The sequence below is a fragment of the Arthrobacter sp. MDB1-55 genome, from assembly GCF_059092925.1.
The window spans coordinates 364,957-388,533 of sequence record NZ_JBNHID010000002.1; the positions used below are offsets into that span (position 1 = coordinate 364,957).

Annotated in this window: 23 protein-coding genes; 4 read left to right on the forward strand and 19 right to left on the reverse strand. The window is 64.2% G+C overall.

All coding sequences use genetic code 11. From position 1 onward, the window contains the following. Positions 1 to 25 precede the first annotated feature (25 nt). The 19 genes from AC5RU3_RS08945 to dacB form a co-directional block, all read right to left on the reverse strand. Positions 26 to 2,116 (reverse strand): S9 family peptidase, encoded by a 2,091-nt coding sequence (locus AC5RU3_RS08945; protein ID WP_493965328.1) that lies wholly within the window; start codon positions 2,114 to 2,116, stop codon positions 26 to 28. Positions 2,117 to 2,229: 113 nt separating this feature from the next. Next, positions 2,230 to 4,737, reverse strand: a complete 2,508-nt coding sequence (locus AC5RU3_RS08950) for an ATP-dependent Clp protease ATP-binding subunit (RefSeq protein ID WP_309070099.1) — start codon at positions 4,735 to 4,737, stop codon at positions 2,230 to 2,232. Between the two features lie 118 nt (positions 4,738 to 4,855). Beyond that, positions 4,856 to 5,179, reverse strand: a complete 324-nt coding sequence (locus AC5RU3_RS08955; protein WP_309070100.1) for a histone-like nucleoid-structuring protein Lsr2 — start codon at positions 5,177 to 5,179, stop codon at positions 4,856 to 4,858. 95 nt (positions 5,180 to 5,274) lie between these two features. Then, on the reverse strand, positions 5,275 to 5,457 hold the full coding sequence (locus tag AC5RU3_RS08960) for a hypothetical protein (protein WP_309070101.1): 183 nt from the start codon (positions 5,455 to 5,457) through the stop codon (positions 5,275 to 5,277). Between the two features lie 3 nt (positions 5,458 to 5,460). Then, complete coding sequence (gene lysS, locus AC5RU3_RS08965; protein WP_309070134.1) at positions 5,461 to 6,915, reverse strand: lysine--tRNA ligase; 1,455 nt, start codon at positions 6,913 to 6,915, stop codon at positions 5,461 to 5,463. Between the two features lie 64 nt (positions 6,916 to 6,979). Further along, the gene (panC, locus tag AC5RU3_RS08970) at positions 6,980 to 7,882 is read right to left on the reverse strand and encodes a pantoate--beta-alanine ligase (protein ID WP_493965329.1); all 903 of its coding nucleotides are present in this window, start codon (positions 7,880 to 7,882) and stop codon (positions 6,980 to 6,982) included. Continuing rightward, on the reverse strand, positions 7,879 to 8,823 hold the full coding sequence (locus tag AC5RU3_RS08975; protein WP_458116148.1) for a Rossmann-like and DUF2520 domain-containing protein: 945 nt from the start codon (positions 8,821 to 8,823) through the stop codon (positions 7,879 to 7,881). Before AC5RU3_RS08975 ends, panC begins: the two co-directional genes overlap by 4 nt. After that, complete coding sequence (locus tag AC5RU3_RS08980; RefSeq protein ID WP_493965330.1) at positions 8,810 to 10,348, reverse strand: PH domain-containing protein; 1,539 nt, start codon at positions 10,346 to 10,348, stop codon at positions 8,810 to 8,812. Before AC5RU3_RS08980 ends, AC5RU3_RS08975 begins: the two co-directional genes overlap by 14 nt. Next, positions 10,345 to 10,857 carry a PH domain-containing protein gene (locus AC5RU3_RS08985; protein ID WP_309070105.1) on the reverse strand — a complete coding sequence of 171 codons (513 nt, stop codon included), beginning with the start codon at positions 10,855 to 10,857 and terminating at the stop codon, positions 10,345 to 10,347. Before AC5RU3_RS08985 ends, AC5RU3_RS08980 begins: the two co-directional genes overlap by 4 nt. Further along, the gene (locus tag AC5RU3_RS08990) at positions 10,850 to 11,299 is read right to left on the reverse strand and encodes a DUF3180 domain-containing protein (protein ID WP_375164374.1); all 450 of its coding nucleotides are present in this window, start codon (positions 11,297 to 11,299) and stop codon (positions 10,850 to 10,852) included. Before AC5RU3_RS08990 ends, AC5RU3_RS08985 begins: the two co-directional genes overlap by 8 nt. A 50-nt stretch (positions 11,300 to 11,349) precedes the next feature. Continuing rightward, entirely contained in the window at positions 11,350 to 11,844 is a 495-nt protein-coding gene (gene folK / locus AC5RU3_RS08995) for a 2-amino-4-hydroxy-6-hydroxymethyldihydropteridine diphosphokinase (protein ID WP_493965331.1), read from the reverse strand. Continuing rightward, entirely contained in the window at positions 11,841 to 12,224 is a 384-nt protein-coding gene (folB, locus tag AC5RU3_RS09000) for a dihydroneopterin aldolase (protein ID WP_309070108.1), read from the reverse strand. The genes folK and folB overlap by 4 nt, the downstream gene beginning before the upstream one ends. Before the next feature lie 6 nt (positions 12,225 to 12,230). Next, positions 12,231 to 13,136: a dihydropteroate synthase gene (folP, locus tag AC5RU3_RS09005; protein WP_309070109.1), complete on the reverse strand. Its 906-nt coding sequence runs from the start codon at positions 13,134 to 13,136 to the stop codon at positions 12,231 to 12,233. A 14-nt stretch (positions 13,137 to 13,150) separates the two neighbouring features. Further along, positions 13,151 to 13,768 (reverse strand): GTP cyclohydrolase I FolE, encoded by a 618-nt coding sequence (gene folE / locus AC5RU3_RS09010; RefSeq protein WP_309070110.1) that lies wholly within the window; start codon positions 13,766 to 13,768, stop codon positions 13,151 to 13,153. 43 nt (positions 13,769 to 13,811) lie between these two features. After that, positions 13,812 to 15,911, reverse strand: coding sequence for an ATP-dependent zinc metalloprotease FtsH (gene ftsH / locus AC5RU3_RS09015; RefSeq protein ID WP_493965332.1), 2,100 nt, complete (start codon positions 15,909 to 15,911; stop codon positions 13,812 to 13,814). 174 nt (positions 15,912 to 16,085) lie between these two features. Then, positions 16,086 to 16,637 (reverse strand): hypoxanthine phosphoribosyltransferase, encoded by a 552-nt coding sequence (gene hpt, locus AC5RU3_RS09020; RefSeq protein ID WP_309070112.1) that lies wholly within the window; start codon positions 16,635 to 16,637, stop codon positions 16,086 to 16,088. 15 nt (positions 16,638 to 16,652) lie between these two features. Next, the gene (tilS, locus tag AC5RU3_RS09025) at positions 16,653 to 17,723 is read right to left on the reverse strand and encodes a tRNA lysidine(34) synthetase TilS (RefSeq protein ID WP_309070113.1); all 1,071 of its coding nucleotides are present in this window, start codon (positions 17,721 to 17,723) and stop codon (positions 16,653 to 16,655) included. Next, positions 17,720 to 18,844 (reverse strand): zinc-dependent metalloprotease, encoded by a 1,125-nt coding sequence (locus AC5RU3_RS09030; protein WP_458116144.1) that lies wholly within the window; start codon positions 18,842 to 18,844, stop codon positions 17,720 to 17,722. Before AC5RU3_RS09030 ends, tilS begins: the two co-directional genes overlap by 4 nt. A gap of 68 nt (positions 18,845 to 18,912) precedes the next feature. After that, positions 18,913 to 20,340 carry a D-alanyl-D-alanine carboxypeptidase/D-alanyl-D-alanine endopeptidase gene (dacB, locus tag AC5RU3_RS09035; protein ID WP_309070115.1) on the reverse strand — a complete coding sequence of 476 codons (1,428 nt, stop codon included), beginning with the start codon at positions 20,338 to 20,340 and terminating at the stop codon, positions 18,913 to 18,915. Between the two features lie 229 nt (positions 20,341 to 20,569). Here dacB and AC5RU3_RS09040 point away from each other — a divergent pair, with 229 nt between their 5' ends. The 4 genes from AC5RU3_RS09040 (at position 20,570) to AC5RU3_RS09055 (ending at position 23,560) form a co-directional block, all read left to right on the forward strand. Beyond that, a complete protein-coding gene (locus AC5RU3_RS09040; RefSeq protein ID WP_309070135.1) occupies positions 20,570 to 21,136 on the forward strand; it encodes an inorganic diphosphatase in 567 nt (188 codons plus the stop codon). A gap of 71 nt (positions 21,137 to 21,207) precedes the next feature. After that, positions 21,208 to 21,702 (forward strand): RDD family protein, encoded by a 495-nt coding sequence (locus tag AC5RU3_RS09045; RefSeq protein WP_493965333.1) that lies wholly within the window; start codon positions 21,208 to 21,210, stop codon positions 21,700 to 21,702. A gap of 101 nt (positions 21,703 to 21,803) precedes the next feature. Further along, a complete protein-coding gene (locus tag AC5RU3_RS09050; RefSeq protein ID WP_493965334.1) occupies positions 21,804 to 22,766 on the forward strand; it encodes a hypothetical protein in 963 nt (320 codons plus the stop codon). Next, on the forward strand, positions 22,763 to 23,560 hold the full coding sequence (locus AC5RU3_RS09055; protein WP_493965335.1) for a hypothetical protein: 798 nt from the start codon (positions 22,763 to 22,765) through the stop codon (positions 23,558 to 23,560). Before AC5RU3_RS09050 ends, AC5RU3_RS09055 begins: the two co-directional genes overlap by 4 nt. The last annotated feature ends 17 nt before the right edge of the window (positions 23,561 to 23,577 follow it).

Genomic DNA, 23,577 nt, shown 5'->3' on the forward strand with positions numbered 1-23,577 from the left:
TCCAGTCTAGGGACCTGCGCGCCCGCTAGATTCCCAGCTCGGCGGGCAGGTCGACCTTCTCACCGAGTACGTGCCGCGCGAGGAAGTGCTCGACGACGGAGTACCAGATCTTCGCGTGCTGCGGTTTGAGGATCCAGTGATTTTCGTCAGGGAAGTAAAGAAATCGGTGCTCGGTCTCCCCGTTGGGGCCTGCCGGCAGCGCAGACTTGGACAGCAATTCGTACCAGAGTCGCAGTCCCTCGCCGATCGGCACCCGATAGTCCTTGTCTCCATGGATGACGAGCATCGGGGTGCTGATCTTCCCCACGTGGGCGTGCGGGGAGTTAGCCAGCGCCATCTCCGGCGTCATTTCCTTCTCCCAGTAGAAGGAGGCGTCGGTGGTTGGGCCGAACTGATCCAACGCCCAGAGGCTCGCGTGGGTGACGATTGCGTTGAAACGGTCAGTGTGGCCGGCTACCCAGTTGGCCATGTAGCCGCCGAAGGAGCCGCCCATCGCGGCAGTCCGGTTCTCATCGATGTCCGAGCGGGCTACCACGGCGTCCGTCGCCGCCATCAGGTCCGTGTACGGCGCGTCTCCCCAGGCACCCCAGCCACGCTCGATCATCTTTTGGCCGTACCCGGTCGAAAGAGCGGGATCCGGCAGAAGCACGGCGTACCCCTTTGCTGCCAGCAGCCAGGGCGACCACCGCCACGTCCAGGCGTTCCACGATCCAAGCGGTCCGCCGTGAATCCAGAGCAGGAGGGGCGCCGGCTTTGATCCGTCCGCTCCTTCCGGCAGGACGAGGTAGGACTTCACGGGGTGCCCGTCCGCTCCGACAGTCTCCACGCGTTCGAGCCGGCCCGGGAGCTCAGGCCGCGCACTCGGAGCGGGCAACGGCACGACCGTCCCGGTAGCAAGGTCAATACGAACCGGCTCGGCAGGGAACTCGTACGAGCTGCGCAGGGCGTAGGCAGTGTCACCGTCGGGTGAGACCACGACGTCGGTGTACGCCGCAGCGTCCATGGTCACCCTGCGGACCTGGCCGGAGGTCACGTTCACCGAGAAGACCGGGCAGGCGCCGTCGTCGTCGGCTGTAGCGAGCAGGGCACTGCCGTCCGGCAGCCAGGCGGCAGGAGAGGGCCAGCGGTCCCAGGCGTCCGCCAGCGGTGTCAGGTGCCCACCCAGGGCGGGAAGAAGACCAAGCTCCACGTTGGGCGGCACATCAGCACCGGTCCGGCGGCGCACCACCGCGACGATCGTTGAACTGTCCGGACTGATGGGGCCGGCGTCGTAATCGAAATCCGGGTGGTCCAGCAGGACAGTACGTTCCCCCGTCGCAGCCTCAACCCGCACAAGAACCGACCGCTGATCACCGCCGGCGAGAGGCACGGTGTGGGAGGTGACCAGGAACGTGCCGTCCGGGCTGAACCGGGGAGTGGCGTTTCGCAGGCCCGGACCGAAGTCGGCGGTGACGTTGCGAAGTGTGAGGCGGGGTTCATCGTCGACTGTGACCGGTTCAGCCTCGCGCTGGACGTCCTCCTCAACCAGGAAGTAGCGGGGCTCCGCCGGCCCCAGATCGGCGTCCCAGTGGCGCACGGGGTAGCCGCTGTGCAGAATCGCAGCGACCCCGGCTTCCTTGCGCGTCTTACGGCGCACCTCATCGTCCGCCTCATCGGTAGATCCCGCCAGCACCTCCGCTACTGCGACGACGGCGTCCGCTTTCGCTGCAGCGATGACCGACTGGATACCTCCTGGCCGGGAATGAATCATGCGGGCCTCGCCCCCGGCGGCAGGGAGTTTCCACAGCGCTGCGACGGGCTCCTCATCGGATCCGTCCGGGTCCGGCCTTGAGGAGGTGAAGAGCAGGTCACCGCTGGGCACGAACGCGGCGCCTGACTCCCCCTTCGAACTGCGGGTAATGCGCCGAGCGGGCTCGTGTCCCGTGGGATCCAGTTCCCATAGCGCTGTGGCGTATGCGGTGCCCTTGGGGTTGAGGGTGGCTACCGAGGTAACAAGCCGTGTGCCGTCAATACTCAGGGTCAGACCGCTCAATCGCGGGAGGGAAACGAAGCGGTCCAGGTCGTGGAAGGCAGAGGCAGATTCAGCGGGGGTGGGCGAATCGGATGCAGATGTCATGCATCAATCTTTATCACCGGATGTGTCCTGCTTCACAGTCAGCGCCGGACGCACCTGACGAAAATGCCCGCACCGGCGATGCGGTGCGGGCATTTTCGATCAGGCAGTTACAGTCACTCGGGAACGACGGCCTCGATCGCGGGCGGTGCATCCTCGATCTCCTTGGGTGCGCCGTGTCCGACGAAGGTGAAGCGAGCATCGTCGCCTTCGCCCTCGACGTCTACCGAGACGGTTTCGCCCGACTTCAGGTCTCCGAAGAGGATCTTCTCGGACAGCTGGTCCTCGATCTCGCGCTGGATGGTGCGGCGAAGCGGCCGTGCGCCCATCGCCGGATCGTAGCCGCGCGTGGCGAGCAGCACCTTGGCTGCGGGAGTGAGCTCGATGCTCATGCCCTTGTCCGCCATGCGCTTGCTCAGGCGCTCCAGGAACAGGTCGACGATCTGGATGATCTCGTCCTGTGTCAGCTGCGGGAACACCACGGTGTCATCAACACGGTTCAGGAACTCGGGGCGGAAGTGCTGCTTGAGCTCTTCCGTGACCTTCGCCTTGATGCGTGTGTAGCTCGTGTTGGTGTCGGTGCCCGACTGGAAGCCGGTCATGACGCCCTTCGAGATGTCCCGCGTACCCAGGTTGGTGGTCATGATGATCACGGTGTTCTTGAAGTCCACCACGCGGCCCTGGCTGTCGGTCAGGCGACCATCCTCAAGGATCTGCAGCAGCGAGTTGAAGAGGTCGGCGTGCGCCTTCTCCACCTCGTCGAACAGCACCACGGAGAACGGACGACGACGGACCTTTTCGGTGAGCTGTCCGCCTTCCTCGTAGCCCACGTACCCCGGAGGCGCTCCGAAGAGACGGGAAACCGTGTGCTTCTCGGAGTATTCCGACATGTCGAGCGTGATCAGGGCGTCTTCGTCGCCGAAGAGGAATTCCGCCAGCGCCTTGGCCAGCTCGGTCTTACCCACACCGGTAGGGCCGGCGAAGATGAACGAGCCACCCGGGCGCTTCGGATCCTTGAGGCCGGCACGAGTACGACGGATTGCCTGAGAGATTGCCTTGATGGCGTCGTCCTGGCCGATAACCCGCTTGTGCAACTCCTCTTCCATCTTGAGCAGCCGGGAAGACTCTTCCTCGGTGAGCTTGAAGACCGGGATGCCGGTGGAGTTGGCGAGAACCTCGGCGATCAGTTCCTCATCAACCTCGGCGATGTCATCGAGACCACCGGACTTCCAGCGGCGCTCCTTGTCCATGCGCTCGTCGTGAAGCTTCTGCTCACGATCCCGCAGGCGGGCGGCGCCCTCGAAGTCCTGGGCATCAATAGCGGATTCCTTCTCCCGCTTTACCGAGGCGATGCGCTCATCGATCTCCTTGAGCTCCGGCGGCGCGGTCATGCGGCGGATACGGAGACGCGCTCCGGCTTCGTCGATGAGGTCAATTGCCTTGTCCGGGAGGAACCGGTCGGAGATGTAGCGCTCGGCAAGGTTCGCGGCCGAGGCGAGTGCCGCATCGGTGATGGACACGCGGTGGTGCGCCTCGTAGCGGTCGCGCAGCCCCTTCAGAATCTCGATGGCGTGCGCCACCGAAGGCTCCTGAACCTGGATAGGCTGGAAGCGGCGTTCCAGCGCGGCATCCTTTTCGATGTGCTTGCGGTACTCATCCAGCGTGGTTGCGCCGATGGTCTGCAGCTCGCCGCGGGCGAGCATGGGCTTCAGGATGGAAGCCGCATCGATTGCGCCCTCGGCGGCACCGGCACCGACGAGCGTGTGGATCTCGTCGATGAAGAGGATGATGTCACCGCGGGTGCGGATTTCCTTCAGAACCTTCTTGAGGCGTTCCTCGAAGTCACCGCGGTAGCGGGAACCGGCAACCAGCGAGCCGAGATCCAGGGTGTACAGCTGCTTGTCGCGGATGGTCTCGGGGACGTCTCCGCGGACAATTGCCTGTGCCAGACCCTCGACGACGGCGGTCTTGCCGACGCCGGGCTCACCGATGAGCACCGGGTTGTTCTTGGTGCGGCGCGAGAGGACCTGCATGACTCGTTCCATCTCGAGCTCGCGGCCGATGACCGGATCCAGCTTGCCCTCGCGGGCGGCCTGCGTGAGGTTGCGGCCAAACTGGTCCAGCACCACGGAACCTGCAGGAGTGCCCTCCTGCTGCTGACCCCCGGACGCCACGGGCTCTTTGCCCTGGTAGCCGGAAAGCAGTTGGATGACCTGCTGGCGGACACGGTTCAGGTCAGCGCCGAGCTTGACCAGGACCTGCGCCGCAACGCCCTCACCCTCGCGGATGAGGCCGAGCAGGATGTGCTCGGTTCCGATGTAGTTGTGACCGAGCTGGAGCGCCTCACGGAGAGACAGCTCAAGCACCTTCTTGGCACGCGGAGTGAAGGGGATGTGACCGGAGGGAGCCTGCTGGCCCTGCCCGATGATCTCCTGCACCTGCTCGCGCACCGCGCCCAGGGAAATGCTGAGAGATTCAAGCGCCTTCGCAGCGACGCCCTCACCCTCATGAATTAGCCCAAGCAGGATGTGCTCGGTGCCGATGTAATTGTGGTTGAGCATGCGGGCCTCTTCCTGGGCCAGCACTACAACTCGACGGGCACGATCCGTAAATCTCTCAAACATGAGACACACTCCTAGCTAACGCGTAATTCGATGCTACGTGCCGATGGAAGGCTTGTGGGGCGTGTTCGCCACAGGCGAGATAGCCCGGTGAGGCAGGAGTGCGTGCCCCGAGACCCAGCTAGCGCTGTGCGGCGCGGTATGCCTCGATGATTTCCGAATTGACCCGTCCCCGCGAGGAAACGTTGTAGCCGTTCGCTTTGGCCCATTCACGGATTTGCGAGGCTTCCTGGTTTCTGGAAGCCGGTGCGCTCTGGCGCTGTTTCGGCTGGCTTTCACGCCGGCCTGCCGAGACATAGCTGGAAAGAGCGCTTCGAAGCTCCTCGGCGTGTGCCGCCGAAAGGTCTATTTCATACTGCGTACCGTCGAGGCCGAACCTCACGGTTTCATCTGCCTCGCCGCCGTCGAGGTCGTCAATCAGGATGATTTTGACTTTCTGCGCCACGATAATCTCCTCAATCGGCCCCGGATCAGTATTCCAGAATAATTATCCTCCGCAATAAAGCCAAACGTCAAAGAGAAAGAATCGAACCTGAGTTCTTACTTCTCCTCGGCTGCGGCATCCTCTTCCGGTGGAAGTTTTGTTATTGCATTCTCCCGATTGGTCCGCTCCACCGATTCCGCTTCCCGCTCGGCCCGGTCCGCATTGAAGATCGCCTTCATGACGAAGTAAAAGATGAGCCCCACTGCGAGGGATGGGAGGAGAACTGTCAAATACTCCATGAATTAACCAAGCTCCGGCTTCAGCAGCGGGAATAGGATCGTTTCCCGGATACCGGCGGAAGTGAAAAGCATGACGAGTCGATCGATTCCCAGGCCGATTCCACCCATCGGCGGGGCTCCGTATTCGAGTGCACGAAGGAAGTCCTCGTCCAGTTGCATGGCTTCCTCGTCCCCGGCAGCCGCGCGCAGCGACTGCTCGGTGAGGCGCTCGCGCTGGATCACCGGGTCAATGAGCTCGGAGAACGCGGTTCCCCTTTCCATCCCTCCGATAATCAGGTCCCAGGCTTCGATCAACTGAGGCTGATCCCGGTGAGGGCGGGCCAACGGCTGGGCAGAGGGCGGGTAATCGTAAACGAACGTCGGCTGCAACAAAGTGGGTTCGACAATTTCACTGAAAAGTTCGAGGACGAGTTTTTCCTCGCCCCACGCGGGATCCACCGAAATTTCCCGTTCGGCTGCGACCGCGAGGAGCGTTTGCTTCGGGGTTTGGGGCGTGATCTCCCGGCCGACGGCTTCCGAGAGTCCGGGATAAACGCCCAACCAGCGCCATTCACCGTCGAGATCAATGGTGCCGGCCGGAGTCTCGATCTGCCTCGAGCCAAGGAGATCCGCGCAATTGAGGATGATCTCCTTCATTCGCTCGGCCATGACGAACTGGTCGGCATAAGCCTCGTAGCACTCGAGCATCGTGAATTCAGGGCTGTGCGTCGAATCAACACCCTCATTGCGGAAAATCCGGCCAATTTCGTAGACTCGGTCGATTCCACCGACGACGGCGCGCTTGAGATAGAGCTCCAGCGCGATGCGCAGAGTCATCTTCTGGTCAAAAGCGTTGACGTGCGTCTCGAATGGACGCGCCGCCGCCCCTCCATGGACGAGCTGCAGAATAGGGGTTTCAACTTCGATGTATTCACGCTGATGCAGGGTCTCCCGGATACTGCGCGTGATCATCGCGCGCGTCCGGACCATCTGCCGCGCTTCCTCCCGCACCAGCAGGTCGACGTAGCGCTGGCGGACCCGGGTCTCCTCATTGACGCCTGCGTGCAGTGTCGGCAGTGGGCGCAGGGCCTTGGACGCCATCATCCAGCCGGAAGCCATGACGGAGAGTTCACCGCGCCGTGAGCTGATGACCTCGCCGGTGACCTGCACATGGTCGCCCAGGTCGACGGTCGCTTTCCAGTCTGCGAGCGCTTCCTCACCCACAGCGGCAAGGCTCAACATGGCCTGCAGACGGGTACCGTCACCCTCCTGCAGGGTTGCGAAGCAGAGCTTTCCCGTGTTGCGCAGGAAGACCACACGCCCGACGACGCTGACGTTCTCCCCCGTCGACTCACCGGCTTCCAGGTCAGCGAAGCGTTCGCGGATCTCAGCCAGCGACGAACTCCGCTCCGGCTTGACGGGATACGGCTCATCACCGCGCTCCAGCAGTCGGGCACGCTTCTCCATGCGGATGCGCATCTGCTCATTGAATTCTTCGGCGGAGAGGATTGGCTCAGTGGTCACGATATCCAAGGTTACCGGTTCAGCTCTGGACGCCCACCGGATCAGCCGCGAGCGGCTGGTTGTCGATGAGCCGAACACTCCCTACGCGGGCGGCGATAAGTGCCAGTCCGTCACCTGAGAAGGGCGTGTCCCGGCAGTTGAAGGCGAGCGGCTCCAGTGTTTCCGGATCCACCACCTCGAAATATTCCAGCTTCACCAGTGGCTGGCTTTCAACCAGCGCGACGGCGGAGTCCAGGTCGAGCGGCTCACACCGGGAGGCTCGCTCGGCCAGGAGCCGCAACGCGCGAGACAGGACGAGGGCGGCCTCTGATTCTGCCTTACTCAGGAACCGGTTACGGCTTGAGAGCGCCAGCCCTTCTGCGGAGCGGACGGTAGGGACCGCCCGGATCTCCGCGGCGAAGTTGAGGTCACGTGCCATCCTGCGGATCAGGGCTAGCTGCTGGGCATCCTTCTGCCCGAAATACGCTCGATATCGGACATCAGCCGCGGGCCATGCCAGATGCAGCAATTTGGCGACAACAGTCAGCATGCCGTCGAAATGTCCCGGCCGGAACTCGCCCTCGAATCTCTCACCTAGCAGACCGGCAGACAGCCGGACCAGCGGCTGGCCGCCGGGATACATCTCTTCCGGTGATGGAGCGAAGATCAGGTCAACCCCGCACTCTCCCAAAAGTTCCGCATCGGCTTCAAGCGTCCGCGGGTAGCGGTCAAGGTCGTTCGGATCACCGAACTGCAGCGGGTTCACGAAAATGGTGGCCACAACGACGTCGTTCTCTTCCCGCGCGGCGCGGGCAAGCGCCGCGTGACCCTCATGCAGGGCGCCCATGGTGGGAACGAGTCCAAGGCTGCGGCCGCCGGACGTCAGCAACTCGATGGTCGCCGCACGGAGTTCGGCGGCGGTGGAGATGATTCGTGGGCTCATTCGGTCCCTTTCTGCCAGGACGATGTGAGGGCGTCGGTGATCGCCCGTGCCTGGTCGGCGCTGAGCAGGCCTCGATCAACCGCGCGGCGGGCGGTCACCTCGGCGAGCCTGATGTATGCGAGATGGATGTCTTCCGGCACGTCTGTGAGGGCTGCCGCGTGGGCTGCGACCGTTCCGGCGTCACCGCGCGCGACAGGTCCGGTCAGCGCACCCTCACCGCCGGCGAGGGCGTTCTCGAGCGAGGCCCGCATCAGGGGTCCGAGGAGCCGGTCCGGCCGCTCCACTCCTATGCTCGTGAGCAACTGGGTGGACTGCGCGGCGAGGGTGACCAGGTGGTTCGAGGCGTGCGCCAGCGCAGCGTGGTACACAACCCGGTCCTCCTCCTCGATGACCACAGGCTCTGCTCCCATCTCAACCACGAGCGCCTGCGCCACCGGGAGTATCGCGGCCGGTGCCGTGACGCCGAACGTGCAGTCAGGCAACCGTGTGAGGTCCAGGCTCATACCGGTGAAAGTCATCGCCGGATGGAGGGCGAGCGGGATGGCGCCCAGGGCGCGCGCAGATTCCAGGACGGCCGTGCCGAACCGGCCGGAGGTGTGAGCGACGAGCTGCCCCGGCTGCCAGGCATCGACCGCGGCGAGGCCGGAAACGAGTTCCGGGAGGGCGTCGTCGGGCACTGCCAGCAAAACGAGTTCAGCGCGCTCCACGATCGCTGGAATCTCAAGCACCGGGACGCCGGGAAGCAGGTTCTCCGCCCGCTCGCGGCTGGCTTCCGAGACTGCGGAAACGCCGACGACGGCGTGCTCAGCCGCGCGGAGAGCAGCCCCCAGTACTGCTCCCACCCGGCCTGCGCCGATGACCCCGACCCCGAGGCGGCCTGGCTTCCGGCGCGGCTTCTGCGAGCGGGAATCGGGACGGCCCGGAAATTCAGGAACGCTCATGTGCTGGACCCTCCTGGTAGGTCGGCGGCGGAGGCATGACGGGAGTTTCGGGTGGAACGTTCGGTTCTTCGGCGATCTCCTCAGCCGGCACCGGCCGCATCCACTGCTCCGGGACACTGCGCCTGCGGGCCTCCGCGGCCCGGGACGCCTGCTCATGGAAGAGTCGCCAGGCATCCTCCGCGGCGATCTGCTGCACACGGGGAGCTACCGGTCCCGGCGTGGTGTGGAAGATGAGGTCAGCGACGCCGAACCTGCGTGCCAGCGGTCCCTGGTGCAGTGCCAGCGACTGGGTCCGTTCATGAGGTACGACGGCGAGCTGCCGCCACCAGGCGCCGGACCGGGCCAACAACGCGGTGTCCGTCACGGCCACACCATTTCGCCGCCAGGCCAGCGGGGCAATCAGGCGGGCCCGCTGGGGAGTGGTGATGAAACCGGCGTCGGAATCCCGTCCGGCGAGACCGGCGGAAAAGACCTCAACCGGAGAACCCGTTCCGGGATCGGGGAGCACAAGCGCCATCACCTGGAGGACCTCGTCGAGCGTCCCCACTGGCAGGAGCGTTGCCCGTGCCTGCGCCTCGCCACTGACGGAAGCACCATACCCGGCGACGTTCACCGTGACCTTGTACCAACCCTTGAGGCGCCATAGCGGTGATTGCACCACGCCTACCGCCTGCACACGCCCGGGCGGCACGGTTTGGGTCCGCGTGTCGAGGAGACCGTAGCGGATCCGGATCCCGTCCGGCGAGATGGCCGCCCGGAAGTTGAAGCCGGTGTTCAGGACGTTCCAGTAGCCGCCAACGACACCGATGAGGATGGGTACGAGAGCTGCAAGCAGTGCGCCCGTATCAAGCACAACGGCGAAGACCACCACGCCGACCAGTCCGAGCAACACCGCCACCGTATTGCCCGAGAGGACCGCCGACCCGATGACCCGCGCCGGCGTGAGGGCGAGCACCTCCCGTTCCGGCGCTTCGGGAATGTCCTGCGGATGCTCGGGGTCCACGACAATTCCTGCCGCACGGGCAAGGATCGTGGCGCGGAGTTTCTCGGCCTCAGCCAATCTGAGGAAGGAGAGCCGCACTGCCGATTCGCCGGCGTCGGCCACATCGAACTTCAGCTCCGCGAGCCCGAAAACCCGCGCGAGAAAGGGCTGGACGACGTCGATGGCCTGGACCCTGTCCAGGCGCGCCTGCCGGTGCTGGCGGAAGATGACGCCGGAATTGACCCTCACATGTTCCTCGGTGACCTGATACCGGGTGTAGAACCAGGAGAGGAAGAAACCCGCAGCGATCAGCAGTACAACGCCGGCCCCGATTGCAACAGCAATGGCCAGGTTGTCGACCGATTCTCCCCGGAACCCCCTCGGTTCCCCGATCAGGAGTCCCTCGAACCAGTCCCTTCCCCCGAAAAAGATGAGCGCCGCGATGGCGATCCAGCCGCGCACCAGCGGCGAGATGATGTGCACCCGCTTCCATTCATCCGGCAAGCCGGACAAGATTGCCGGGTCGGGTTCTGCGTTGCTCACAGTCCAGCCAGTTTCGCTTCACCGCGTGCTGAGAGCTGCTCGCGCAGACGTGCTCCCTCGCTTGAAGGAAGCCCGGGGATCTCAGCGTTGGTGCCCGGGGATGCGGTGTGCAGCTTGAGGGTGCACAGCCCGAGGGCGCGTTCGATCGGCCCGACCGCGACATCCACGTACTGCATGCGGCCGTAGGGAACGACCATGGTGCGCTGAAAGAAGATTCCGCTGCGGATCAACAGATCCTCGTTGCGCTCGGCGTAACCGATGGCCCGCACCTGCCTCGGCAGCAGGAGTCCGCGCCAGGCGGCAAAGATGACGACGACGGCAGGCAGCAGCCATGCGAGCAGCAACGGAAGCCGCGGGAGGACACCGGTCAGCAACAGGATGAGCGGCACTGAGAAAATAGCCAGGAAAATGAAGCTGCCGATTGCCCACCCCGCGAGGCGCACCTTCAGATACTTCGGCGACACCCGCGTCCATTCAATGCCCGCCGGATCTATCGGTTCCCTACGCATACTCCCCCTCGCCGCTCTCCCGGGACGTGCCTGATCCGGCCTCGTCATCCGGGGGCAGCTTGCAGAAACTCTCTACGATCAATCCTGTTCCGATCATGACTATGCCACCGGCGATCAACGCCAGCGAACCCCACACCGGACCGAGGTTGCTTCGCACGCCTACCAGGATCAGCTGGTCTGCGAGGATGCCGACGTGCCATCCCGTGGTCAGCGCTCCCGCATAGGCGGTTGCCTGGGCCAGCACCACCGTGCGGGCCGCCAGAATCGGGTTCAGTACCCGGTTGCGGTTGCCCGAGCGCCAACGCCTCACCCTGAACCCGAACACCAGCGTCACGGCGACGACTGCGGCGATTGTGAGGAGGGAGCTGAGCGGAAGCGACGGCGTGGGATAGCCGTTCCTGGTGGCCCACCAGTTGATCAGCCACCCCGCGGCGCCGAACACGAGGCCGATAAGAAAAAGCCAACCTATTCGGATTGATCCCACTGGTTTGTTCAGACCCCCTCGAACGGTATGAGCCCGGGGAGGTCCTCCGCCTGTTCCGCCAACTCGGTGACAGGCCGCCCGGAAAGGGTTGCGGTTCCGTCCATCCACGCCCAGGGTTGCAGGACGAACGCCCGCTCAGCCGCCCGGGGATGCGGCAGCGTCAGCCTCTCATCTTCCAGCACGAGGTCACCGTAGGTGATGATGTCCACGTCGAGCGTCCTGGGACCCCACCGTACGATTCGCACCCGGTGGTGTTTGTTTTCCACTGCCTGGCAGTGGTCGAGCAGTTCATATGGCCCGAGATCGGTTTCGATCTCGACCACCATGTTGAGGTAGTCGGGCTGCTCCGGACCGCCGACCGCTTTGGTCTGCACGATCGGCGAGACTTCCCGCAACCGGACGTTCGGGGAATCGACAAGGTCAGCAACGGCGAGGGAGAGGGTGTCCCGGCTTTCCCCGAGGTTGCTGCCCAGCGCGAGTATTGCCCGCACCGTACCGCTCATGTGCGCTCCCGATAGATCGAGACCGCAACGTCCCCGAACGGAACCTCGATGGGTGCCTTCGGCTTGTGAACGGTGACTTCAACGGCTTCCACGGCGAAGGTTGCCAGAACGGAGGAAGCGATGCGCTCTGCAAGAGACTCGATCAAATCGAGCGGCTCGCCGGTGATGAGCTCCACGATCTGCTCGGCCAGCTCCCCGTAATGAGCGGTTTTGGTGAGGTCATCGCTCTGCCCCGCGGGCCGCAGGTCAAGATGAAGTACGACGTCGACAACGAAGGGCTGCCCATCGCGCCGCTCATGCTCGAAAACGCCATGATGGCCGACGGCGGTGATACCCGTCAGGGTGATTGTGTCCTGCCGCGCGGGCAGGCTGGGCGCCATAGCCGCCTACCTGGTCCAGGCTGCGGCGACCTTGACCGCATCCAGGTTCGCTGCGACGTCGTGCACGCGGACGCACCATGCGCCGTGGGCGGCAGCGAGAGCGGTGACCGCAATGCTGGCGCTGTCGCGTTCCGACGGAGGGGCCGCTTTGCCCGCCGAACTGAGCAGCGAGCCGAGGAACCGCTTGCGGGAGGCGCCGACGAGGATGCGATGGCCGAGGACTTCCAACCGTTCCAGCGAACCCAGCAGCGCCCAGTTGTGGCTGTCGTTCTTGGCGAAGCCGATTCCGGGATCGACGATGATCTGCTCCTGCGATACTCCGGCGGCGTAGAACTTCTCCCGGATGTTGGTGAGCTCTGTAATCACGTCGTCGACGACGTCGTCATAGTTGGCGAATGTCGCCATGGTCTGCGGGTTGCCGCGCTGGTGCATCAGGACGTAGTGGACACCGCGTTCGGCCACGAGGTCGGGCATCTCCGGATCGAATTCCAGCCCGGAGACGTCGTTGATGATGGCCGCGCCGGCCTCGATTGCCTTCGCTGCGGTGGACGCGTTCATAGTGTCGACGCTGACGAGCGCGCCGGCCTTCACGAGGGTTGAGATGACAGGGATGATGCGCTTCTGTTCGTCTTCGGCCGAGATGCGATCAGCGTTCGGACGGGTGGATTCCCCACCAACGTCCACGATGTCGGCTCCCGCGTAGTGCATGCGGAGACCCTCTGCAATGGCGTCATCCGCAGTCGCGAACTTGCCTCCGTCACTGAAGGAATCGGGCGTGACATTGAGAATCCCCATCACCAGCGACCGATCGGTAGGCAGATCCGCGAAGGACTTGCGGACCCGGGTCGGACGCAGGACTGGAATGGGCGAAGTTGCCGGTCCGGTTCCTGGAGCTGCCGCGAGTGAATCCATGAAGTTGCTGTGTCCTATCTTCCGAGTATCAGGCTCATGGCCTCGGCCCGTGTGGCGGCGTCCCGCACCTGCCCACGCACCGCCGAGGTGACCGTTTTTGCTCCTGGCTTGCGGATCCCCCGCATTGACATGCACATGTGCTCGCACTCGATGACTACTATGGCGCCCTTTGGTTGCAGGTACTCCATCAGCGCATCAACGATCTGCGTGGTGAGGCGTTCCTGAACCTGCGGCCGCCTCGCGAAGATTTCCACCAGTCGCGCCAGCTTGCTCAGACCGGTGACCTTGCCGTCATCAGAGGGGATGTACCCGATGTGGGCTGACCCGTGGAATGGTACTAGGTGATGCTCGCAGGTCGAGTAGAACGGGATGTCCTTGACCAGGACAAGTTCTTCGTGATCAATGTCGAAGGTTGTCGACAGGATGTCTTTCGGGTCCTGATGGATACCGGCGAAAAACTCGGCGTAAGCCCGGGCCACCCGCTTCGGGGTGTCCAGCAGTCCATCCCGAAGCGGATCCTCACCGATCGCCGCAAGGATCTCACGGACCGCTCGCTCGATTCTCGGCTGATCTACCGTGGAACCACTGGCCGCCAGCGCGGCATCAACCATCTCATCGTCAAAATCGGTCACGCCAAGAATCCTATCCCGGCCCGTGTGGCCGTCCCGCTAGTCGTTACGAGGCTTGACCGGGCCCCTGTGGGCGGTCGGCACCGGTATTTCCGGTTGTTCCGCCCTTGTCCTGCGGTTCGGTTTCGGGTTCCGGCAGCCCATCACCGGTGACGTCGAAGTCACCCGGGAGGTTTGCGTCGGCGATCTGGTCCTGCGGTGACACGCTCTCCGGATCCGGTTCGCCGGCAGCCTCGGCTTCCTCACGCTCGCGGGGGGTGACCACCGGGGGCAGCGAATGCACGGGTCGGCTGTCCTTCGACAGCCAGATGCTGCGTGCGTCCCGCTTGCGGATGTCGGCGAAGACCTCTGCGATTTCTGCCTGATTCAGCGTCTCCCGTTCAAGCAGTTCGAGAGCCAGCCGGTCCAGGACGTCACGGTTCTCGGTGAGGATCGCGTACGCCTCGTCGTGAGCATTGTCAACGAGGCGGCGCACCTCTTCGTCGACGATGTAGGCGATGTGGTCGGAGTAGTTGCGCTCGTGGCTCATGTCGCGGCCCAGGAACGGCTCGCCGCCGCCCTGCCCGAGCTTCACAGCACCGATGCGCTCGCTCATGCCGTACTGCGTGACCATTTTCCGGGCCGTCGCCGTAGCCTTCTCGATGTCATTGGAAGCACCGGTGGAGGGATCGTGGAAGACGATCTCCTCGGCCACGCGGCCGCCCATGGCGTACGCCAGCTGGTCGAGCAGCTCATTTCGCGTGATCGAGTACTTGTCATCGGCGGGCAGCACCATGGTGTAGCCGAGCGCGCGACCGCGGGGCAGGATGGTCACCTTGGTGACCGGATCCGTGTTGCGCAGGGCGGCAGCAACAAGCGCGTGACCGCCCTCGTGGTAGGCCGTGATCTTCCGCTCCAGCTCCTTCATGACGCGGCTGCGCTTCTGCGGTCCGGCAATCACCCGGTCAATAGCCTCGTCAAGAGCACGGTCATCGATGAGCTGGGCGTTGGACCGCGCTGTGAGCAGGGCGGCCTCGTTCAACACGTTCGCAAGGTCGGCACCGGTGAAGCCGGGTGTCTTCTTCGCGACGGACTGAAGGTCGACGCCGGGCGCCATCGGCTTACCCTTGGAATGAACCTGCAGGATGCGGTGGCGCCCGCCCATGTCCGGAGCCTCGACGCCGATCTGCCGGTCGAACCGGCCCGGTCGCAGCAGCGCCGGGTCAAGCACGTCGGGGCGGTTGGTCGCCGCGATAAGGATGACGTTGGTGGTCGCGTCAAATCCGTCCATCTCGACCAGGAGCTGGTTTAGCGTCTGCTCGCGTTCGTCATTGCCGCCGCCCACGCCCGCACCGCGGTGGCGGCCGACGGCGTCGATCTCGTCCACAAAGATAATCGCGGGAGCGTTCGACTTGGCCTGCTCGAACAGGTCACGGACACGGGAGGCACCGACGCCGACGAACATCTCCACGAAGTCCGAACCGGAAATCGAATAGAAAGGCACTCCTGCCTCACCGGCAACCGCGCGGGCAAGAAGCGTCTTACCGGTTCCCGGAGGGCCGTACAGAAGGACGCCTTTGGGAATCTTTGCGCCGAGGGCCTGGAACTTTGCAGGCTCCTGCAGGAATTCCTTGATTTCGTGAAGTTCTTCGACCGCCTCGTCCGCACCGGCTACGTCGTTGAACGTCACCTGCGGCATGTCCTTATTGATGAGCTTGGCCTTTGACTTGCCGAACTGCATCACCTTGGAGCCACCGCCCTGCATCCTGCTGAGCAGGAACCAGAAGATCACACCAAGGATCAGAATGGGCAGGATCAGTCCGAGGATGCTGGTGAACCAGTTGTTTTCGACAGGCTGGTCGGTGAAGCCGTCAACCTCGGAGCTGTTGATGGCGTCGACCACATCTTCAGCACGGGCAGCGCTGAAGAAGAAGGAGATGTTCCGGCCGAGGTCTTCATACTCATCGCGCAGGGTGAGGTCGACGCGCTGTTCGCCGTCGTAAATCTTGGCCTGCTCCACTTCATTGCTGGAAAGGAGTTCCAGGCCGACGTTGGTGTCGACGCGGGCGCCGCTGGTGTTGAACACGGAAGGCAGGATGACCAGGAGTGCAGCGACAGCCAGCACGATCCAAAAGATCGGTCCTTTGAAAATGTTCTTGAATTTCATTCAACTCAGGGCTGAGTGCCCTGTCCCTCCTGCTTAACGGCCACGATGGCGCCCGGTTGACACGCTGCGCATCCCCAGTGAGGTGCACCCAACGTGCTACCAGCTTTACATTCCCTGCAGAATCCACGCGCATGCAGGGCGGAAAGTTCCCTCTGGGCGTACAGGACCGCCGTTTTACTCGTAGACGTGGGGCGCAAGCGTACCGATGAAGTCCAGGTTGCGGTACTTCTCCGCGAAGTCCAGGCCGTACCCGACCACGAACTCGTTGGGGATGTCGTAGCCGACGTACTTCACGTCGATGGCAACCTTCGCAGCATCCGGCTTGCGCAGCAGGGTGCAAATTTCCACCGAGGCGGGCCCACGCGAGAGCAGGTTCGCCTTGAGCCAGGAAAGCGTAAGCCCGGAGTCGATGATGTCCTCGACGATCAGGACATGCTTGCCCATCAGGTCCGTCTCGAGGTCCTTGAGGATCCGTACGACGCCCGAGGACTGGGTTCCGGAGCCATAGGAGGACACCGCCATCCAGTCCATGGTGATGTGGGAGTGCATGGCGCGGGCGAGGTCCGCCATGATCATTACGGCGCCCTTCAGCACACCGACGATGAGCACGTCCCGGTCGGAGTAATCGCGGTCAATCTCCGCGGCCAGCTCCTGCACGCGTTGCTGAATCTCTTCCTTGGTGTAGAGAACGTGCTTGAGGTCCGACTGAACGTCGTTTGAATCCACCAATTGCTCCCGGATTTAGAGGTTTTTTCTAAGGACAAGACTGCCATAGCTTGGGTCCCCTTGGGGAACCCGGGAACCCCTCACCTGACGGTAGGCGCTCACCTTCCCGCCGAGCTGCACCGGACCCGCAGAACCGGTGCGCCGCAGCAGGTTTTCGGCGGCCAGCAGCCGCTCGAAACTCGGTTGCACCCCGCCCAGTTCGACGACCGCGAGCGCCAGGACCCGCTGCCGGATCGCAGGCGGCAGGGCACGCAGGGCGTCCTCGGACAGCAAGAGCTGCGCACCGTCGTCGTGCTCTGTGTTGTCAGCCTCCGCGCTGACCGCCGGCTTTCTGAGCCGTTCATACTCCGACGCGGCGAGTTCGTCCAGATAGGCGGCGTCCTGGGCGAGGATGCGGGACGTGCGGTAGAGCGATTCGGCGATGCCGGGACCGAGCGCGTCCTCCAGATATGGCAGCACCTGCGTGCGTACGCGTGAGCGGGTCAGTGCGGGATCGGTGTTGGTGGGGTCATGCCACGGCATCAGCCCCATGAACCGGCAGATTTCTTCTGTCTCCATGCGCCGCAGGCCAAGGAACGGTCGCAGATAGACTCCCCGCCGGGCCGGCATCCCGCTGAGCGAACGCGTCCCGGAGCCGCGCGCCAGGCCGAGCAGTACCTGCTCCGCCTGGTCGTCGAGCGTGTGGCCGAGCAGGACGGCCGCGGCTCCCTGCTGTTCTACAGCTGCGTCAAGGGCTTCGTAGCGTGCTGTCCTGGCTGCCGCCTCGGGACCCATCCCGGTAGTGGCCACCCGGACCCGACGCACCTCCACCCCGTCGAGGCCCAGTCCGGCGAGTTGAGTCCGTGCCGATTCTGCGACGTCAGCACTGTCCGGCTGCAGCCCATGATCGACGACGACGGCACCTACCCGGTACTGCCCGCTGTGCTCGAAGTAGGCGGCAGTGGCCGCCAGCGCCAGCGAATCCGTGCCGCCGCTGCAGGCCACCAGGATGCGGGATCCCAGGGCGATCCGTGCTTCGTCAAGCGCAGCACGGATGAGATTCCTCGCCGTGCCAACCGTAGGGCTGAGTCGTGGGCGCCGGGTCACAGCCCCATCCGGCGGATCCACTCTGTGGGGGCGTGGATCTCCTTCTCCGTGGGAAGGTTCTCCGCCCGCTCCCAGACCCTGTTGAAGCCTTCCATGCCGGCTGCGTCAACCACCGCGCGGACAAAGCGGGCACCGTCGCTGTACTGGCGCATCTTGGCATCCAGGCCCAGGAGGCGGCGAATGAACTTCTCCACCGGTCCCCTGGTCTTCCCGCGGGCATTGAACCGGCGGCGAATGGTCTTGACTGTGGGCACGATGCTGGAGTCGACGGCGTCCATCACCACGTTGGCGTGCCCTTCCAACAAACTCATGACGGCGGTGAGGTGTGAAAGGCGCGCCTTGTCTTCCGGGTCCTGGAGCAGGGACAGGATGCCGCCGTCGCCGGGCGGCACGCCGTCGTCGTCGTGCTGTTCCTGATTGTTCTGCTGACCGCGGGAGGGCAGCGACTTCAGCGCGTTGGCTAGGCGCTCGGCCAGTGTGTCGGCCTTGTCTGCCAGCCCGACCGTGAGCTTTGATATGTGCTCCATCATGTGGTCTTTCAGCCACGGAGCAGCGGCGAACTGCACCCGGTGCGTCTGCTCATGGAGGCACACCCAGAGCCGGAAATCAGCCGGTTCGACGTTCAGTTCCCGCTCCACGGACACGATGTTCGGTGCCACGAGCATGAGGCGACCGCCCGGACCGCGTGCAGAGGCGACAAAGGGATCGTACTGGCCAAGCACCTTGCTCGAGAGGAAGGCCAGGATGGCGCCCATCTGCGCGCCCGTGACCGTGCCGCCCAGTGCGGCGTTCGCGGCTTTCAGCTGCTCGGCCTTGGTGTGTGCGAGGTGGTCGATGGCCGGTGCCATCAGCGTCTTGAAGCTCTGGGTGTTGGCCTTGGCCCAGGATGCACGGTCCACGATGATCAGGTCCGAATCCCGAAGGTCCCGTGCTGCCTCCAGCCCGGTGATGCGGTGGACGTGCTCAACCGAGAGATCAGCCAGCTCCCGCAGATTGTCGACGACGGAGCGGACCTCCCGGGCACTCAGCTTCGGACCCGGAGGCGTAAGTTTCGCTGCCGTGGTCGCGGCGAGATCCCAGTTGACGAGCTGAAGAGGGGCGTTGCTGTCCATGGTGGCCATTCGACCACATTAGTCTGGGAAGCCGCTTGGGGGCGTCCGTCTGCACCCGCCCCGTCGGTCGGGACTGGTTACCGGCACCCGCAGGTGGCGAGGACCGCCGCCGCCGCATCGACCGCTGCACGCGCGGGATCAGTGGTTCCGTTCAGGCCGCTGGCGATGAAAGAGAACACGAGCAGTCGCCCGTCGGCGGACACCACGTGGCCACTCAGGGCAGTCACGGCGTTGAGGGTACCTGTCTTGGCGCGCACCAGGCCTGCTCCGGCGAAAACCGGAGAGTCGGCGTCGTCGTAGCGGTCCGCCAGGGTCCCCGAGAGGCTTGCCACCGGGAGGCCGTGGAGCACGTGCCGCAGCGCGCGGCTGTCCGAGCGGAGCAACGTGCGCATCACGTCGGCCAGCTGCCGGGGCGCAACGCGGTTGCGGGGCGAAAGGCCGGCAGCGTCACCGAGCACCATGCCTTCCGTCGGAACCTCGAGCTCGGTGATGACTTCACCGATCGTTTCCAGACCGCCGCCGAAAGACGCCGGCCTCCCACTGGCGTCCGCAGCGAGGCGGGCGAGCACCTCTGCGAGGTAGTTATCCGACGTCAGCAACATGTGCTCCACCTGCGCCTCGACGGTGGCCGACTCGACGGACGCCAACACCACGGCGTTTTCAGCTGCGGGCTGCCGCTCGATGCCTTCCTCCACCTCCACTCCGGCGGCGATCAGCGCCTCCCGGAACACCGTCGCGGCGGCCATCGCTGCATCCGGGTTTCGGGCGCCGGACTGCTGCGACTCGTCGGCCCACGAGGAATTGATTGCGAGGGGATAGACCGGCGCGATCTCGCCCGCTTCGATGTCACCGGGCTGCCAGGTGGGATTCAGCGGATCGCCGACGAAGAACGTGTCGTCCAGGACGAGCCGGTAGGGTTCGCCGCTGCCGACTGCCGACGCGGTGCGCTCGGCAAGCGTTGCCAGACCGGCGTGGCCGCGAACGTTATCCGGATCCGATTCCCCTGAACCGAGGAGGACGTCCCCTCCCCCGCGCAACACCAGAACGCCCTCGGCGCCGGTGCCTCCGGCGAGTACGGAGGTGGTCATGCGGTGATCCGGAGCCAGTTTCGCGAGCACCGCCGTGGCGGTCAGGACCTTGATGTTCGACGCCGGCAGCTGCGGTTCGCTTCCTTGTTGGTCAAAGAGAACGTCACCGGTTTGCGCATCGAGGACGACGCCGCTCACCGGCGTATCGCCTGGTACCTGCAGCGCCGCCGTCAGCAGGGGCGCGAGCACCGCGGGGTCGGGTGTCGGCGCGTGGGCGTCAAGCTGGTCCACGACCGTTGGGGCCGTGACGTCGCGGGGGGTCTGCTGGATTGCGGGAATGTCCGGTTCTGCGTCGGCCGGTGGAGCGGTGAGGAGCTGAGCGACCTGGGGTCCGTAATGGAGGCCGAAAGGCACTGCGAGCGCGCCCAGAACGAGGGCAAGCAGGAGGGCAGTGAATACCCTTGCACTGCGCGTCATTGTGACCCCCCTTCCGAACATTCATGGAACTGCGTGAATCGGCGCTCCGGTCATGAATCGATGATGTCGGCGGCGGCCTATATCTTTAACAGTAGATCGGGGCCATGGGTAGATGGGTCACGCTGGATTGACACGTTTGAGTCACATTCCAGACGCGTCGCGTCGCCCTGCCACGGCCCGTCGAAGTTGCCCGTTTCTTCCCCGCTGACCGCAGGAGTTCCACATGGCCATGAAGCTCGACGTCACCATCGAGATCCCCAAGGGGTCTCGCGTCAAGTACGAGATCGACCACGAAACACACCGTCTCCGCCTGGACCGGGTGCTTTTCACCTCCATGCAGTACCCCACGCATTACGGCTACTTCGAGAACACCCTCGGAGAAGACGGCGATCCCCTGGATGCTTTGGTGCTGCTGCAGGACTTCGACCTCATTCCGGGCGTGCTGGTTGAATCCCGCCCCATCGGAGTCTTCAACATGGTTGACGACGGCGGCGGCGACGCCAAGGTGCTGTGCGTTCCCGTCGATCCGCGTTTCGATGACATCCAGGACCTCGGCGATGTCTCGAAGTTCCTGCTGGATGAAATCGAGCACTTCTTCCGCAAGTACAAGGACCTGGAGCCAGGCAAGTGGGTAGAAGCAGCTGACTGGCAGGGCCGCGAGGCTGCCGAGGCAGAGGTCGAGGCATCGCTGAAGCGCTTCGAGGCTCTCGGTGAGGCCAGCGAAGAGGACGAACCGCAGGGCCGCTCAGTGGATACCGACGCTGACAATGCCGACGTGCAGCCGCAGGGCCGCTAAACCAACCATCACGGCGGCGCGCCACCCAGGCGGTGCGCGCCGCCGTCGTTCTCGAAAATCACAGGGGGAGCATGAGCCAGTCGACCCAGCAGAAGCCGTTACCGCCGTGGCGTGAAGGAACGTTCGAGGACGGACGGCCTTTCGTCGAGGCGACCAGTGGTCAACGCGTCGGTAAGTACGCCCTGGATCTGCTCATCGTCCTGGTGCTGTTCGTGATCCTCTTCTTCATCCTGGCGGCGGTCACGGCCGGAGCCGGCCTGTCCCGGGATGTTGGGGCCGCGATCGCGCTCGGCGGTGGATATGCGCTGAGTGCGCTCGGCTACGGTTTCGTTGCCGGCTTCTCACGCAGCCTCGGCGCAAAAGCCGCTGGTGTCCGTAATCTCCGCTACCGCGACGGCAAGCCCATGGGCCCTCTTCAGAGCTCCTGGCGGATGCTTGCGCTTGCGCTGTTGTGGCCCTTCATTTTCCTTGGCGTAGTGGTGAGCCCACTGACCGGCTCACCTGGGATCAACGCCAACAAGACCCGCTTCCGCAGCTACGTGGTTGCGGATGTGCGCCGCCGCTGAATCGGTCTTTCCGCGCTCATGGGGAGCTCTGCCCATGGCAGCACGCGACGGGTTGCCGATAGGTTCGGAACCTGATCCCTTAGTCTCAGCAGAAGGCCCTCATGTCGGAAACCCTTGGCGCCAACCTCGAGCAGCTTGAATCGCTGGCCGAGCGCTTCTCGCAATCCGCCGAGACCCTGCGCGGCATTCGATCAACGCTCACCGTAGGCGTCATCAATAACACGGGCTGGCTGGGACCGGACGCTGAATCACTGCGGGCGTCCTGGGACAGCCACCAAATGGCGATCATGTTGGCTGCCAACACCCTCGACCGCGGTTCCCGGGACCTCCTCGAACAAGCGCGTCAGCAGGAAGCCGCCAGCGACGCCGGCTCCGGAGCCATCGGCGGCTCCCCCGACGGAACCGGGTTGCCCGGAACGCCGGCGGTCACCACTGAGGACGACTTCAGTATCTGGGAGGCCCTCGGTCAGGTCGTCGGTTTTGGACTCGACGTCAACAAGGTCTTCAAACTGGCCGACATTCAGAAGTTCCTGGCGAACACCCGGATACTCGACGTCACCGACCTGCGGAACATCTCACTCGCGAGCGAGTTCCTCGAAGAAACCTCGAAGATCACCAAGTTCTCCCGTTTCGCGGGCCCACTCCTGGCACCGCTCGGGATCTACGGCGGAATTCACGACATGATCAATCCGGAGCACGAGGGCTGGCGCGGAGCCGGCGACCGCGCAGCCGGTGGGCTCGGCGTCGTGGCTTCCGGCGGCACCCTGCTCCTTGCCGCAGGCATGCTGGGGCCGGTAGGTGCCGGTGTCGTGGTCGGAGCCGGGCTTGTTGCGGGAGCGTGGGCTCTGGGAAATTACGTCTACGACAACTGGGACGGCATCACCGAGTGGACCTCCAACGCCTGGGACGCCACCACCGATTTCGTCGGCGACGCCTACGAGGGCGCTACCGACCTGGCGGGTGACGCCTGGGAGGGCGCGACGGATCTGGCGGATAGTGTGACAGAGGGTGTCGGAGATTTCGTTGAGGATCCGATCGGATCAATTGGAGGACTGTTCTCGTGACCACGCAGCCGATCGAGTGGACCACCCGAGACCTGGAAAGTGCACGTAAGATCCTTGCTCTCTCCTTCGAGGAGAGTGAAGACCTACCCACCCTGACCGATGAAGAGATCGTGGCGCTCGACGGGATCGAACGCGAGCAATTCGTTGCGCTGCCGTTCCTCGAAAAGCACGAGGACCAGAAATACCTGGCCGCAACCGTTGCGCTGCGCAGCCTGATGTCCAAAGGGCTCGCATTTCCCGTTGTGGAAGAGGGTTATAACGAGCCCACCAGGCTCAACGCCACCGAACGCGTTACCGGCATCATGACGCTCCGCCGGACCGCCAGCCGCATCGTTACGGGTCAGCGGACGTCGCAGGTCGGAAGACACTGGCTGTTTGCCTACATCCACGACGACATCGTGCTGGAGGAAGAAGTGAACGACGGCGGCATCCACGCCTTCGTTGTCTACCCCACCTCGCGCCTCGCCGAACGGCTTGCCGTCCTGGCAGATCCGGAGAACAGCGCGTCAGTCGATGGGGAGCCCGTGATTCTCCCGCAGTCCGAGTTCGAAGCACAAGGAGCGCCGCTGCTGGCCGAGAGCCGTGCGGTAACGGTTTTCACCGGCGCATCGGGGGGTGCGGAGACGTTCACCAACCTCACGGTGTACACCGCTCCCTCGACTGTGAAGACGCTTCTGGCCGCCGAGCATGAGGGCTCTGTGACCTTCAGCATTACCGAGGTCTCACCCGCCTCCTTGCGCTCCTCGCTGCAGTCCGTGGTCGACGACCCGTCGGAATCAACGCAAATCGGTTGATTCCGCGCCTGACTCAG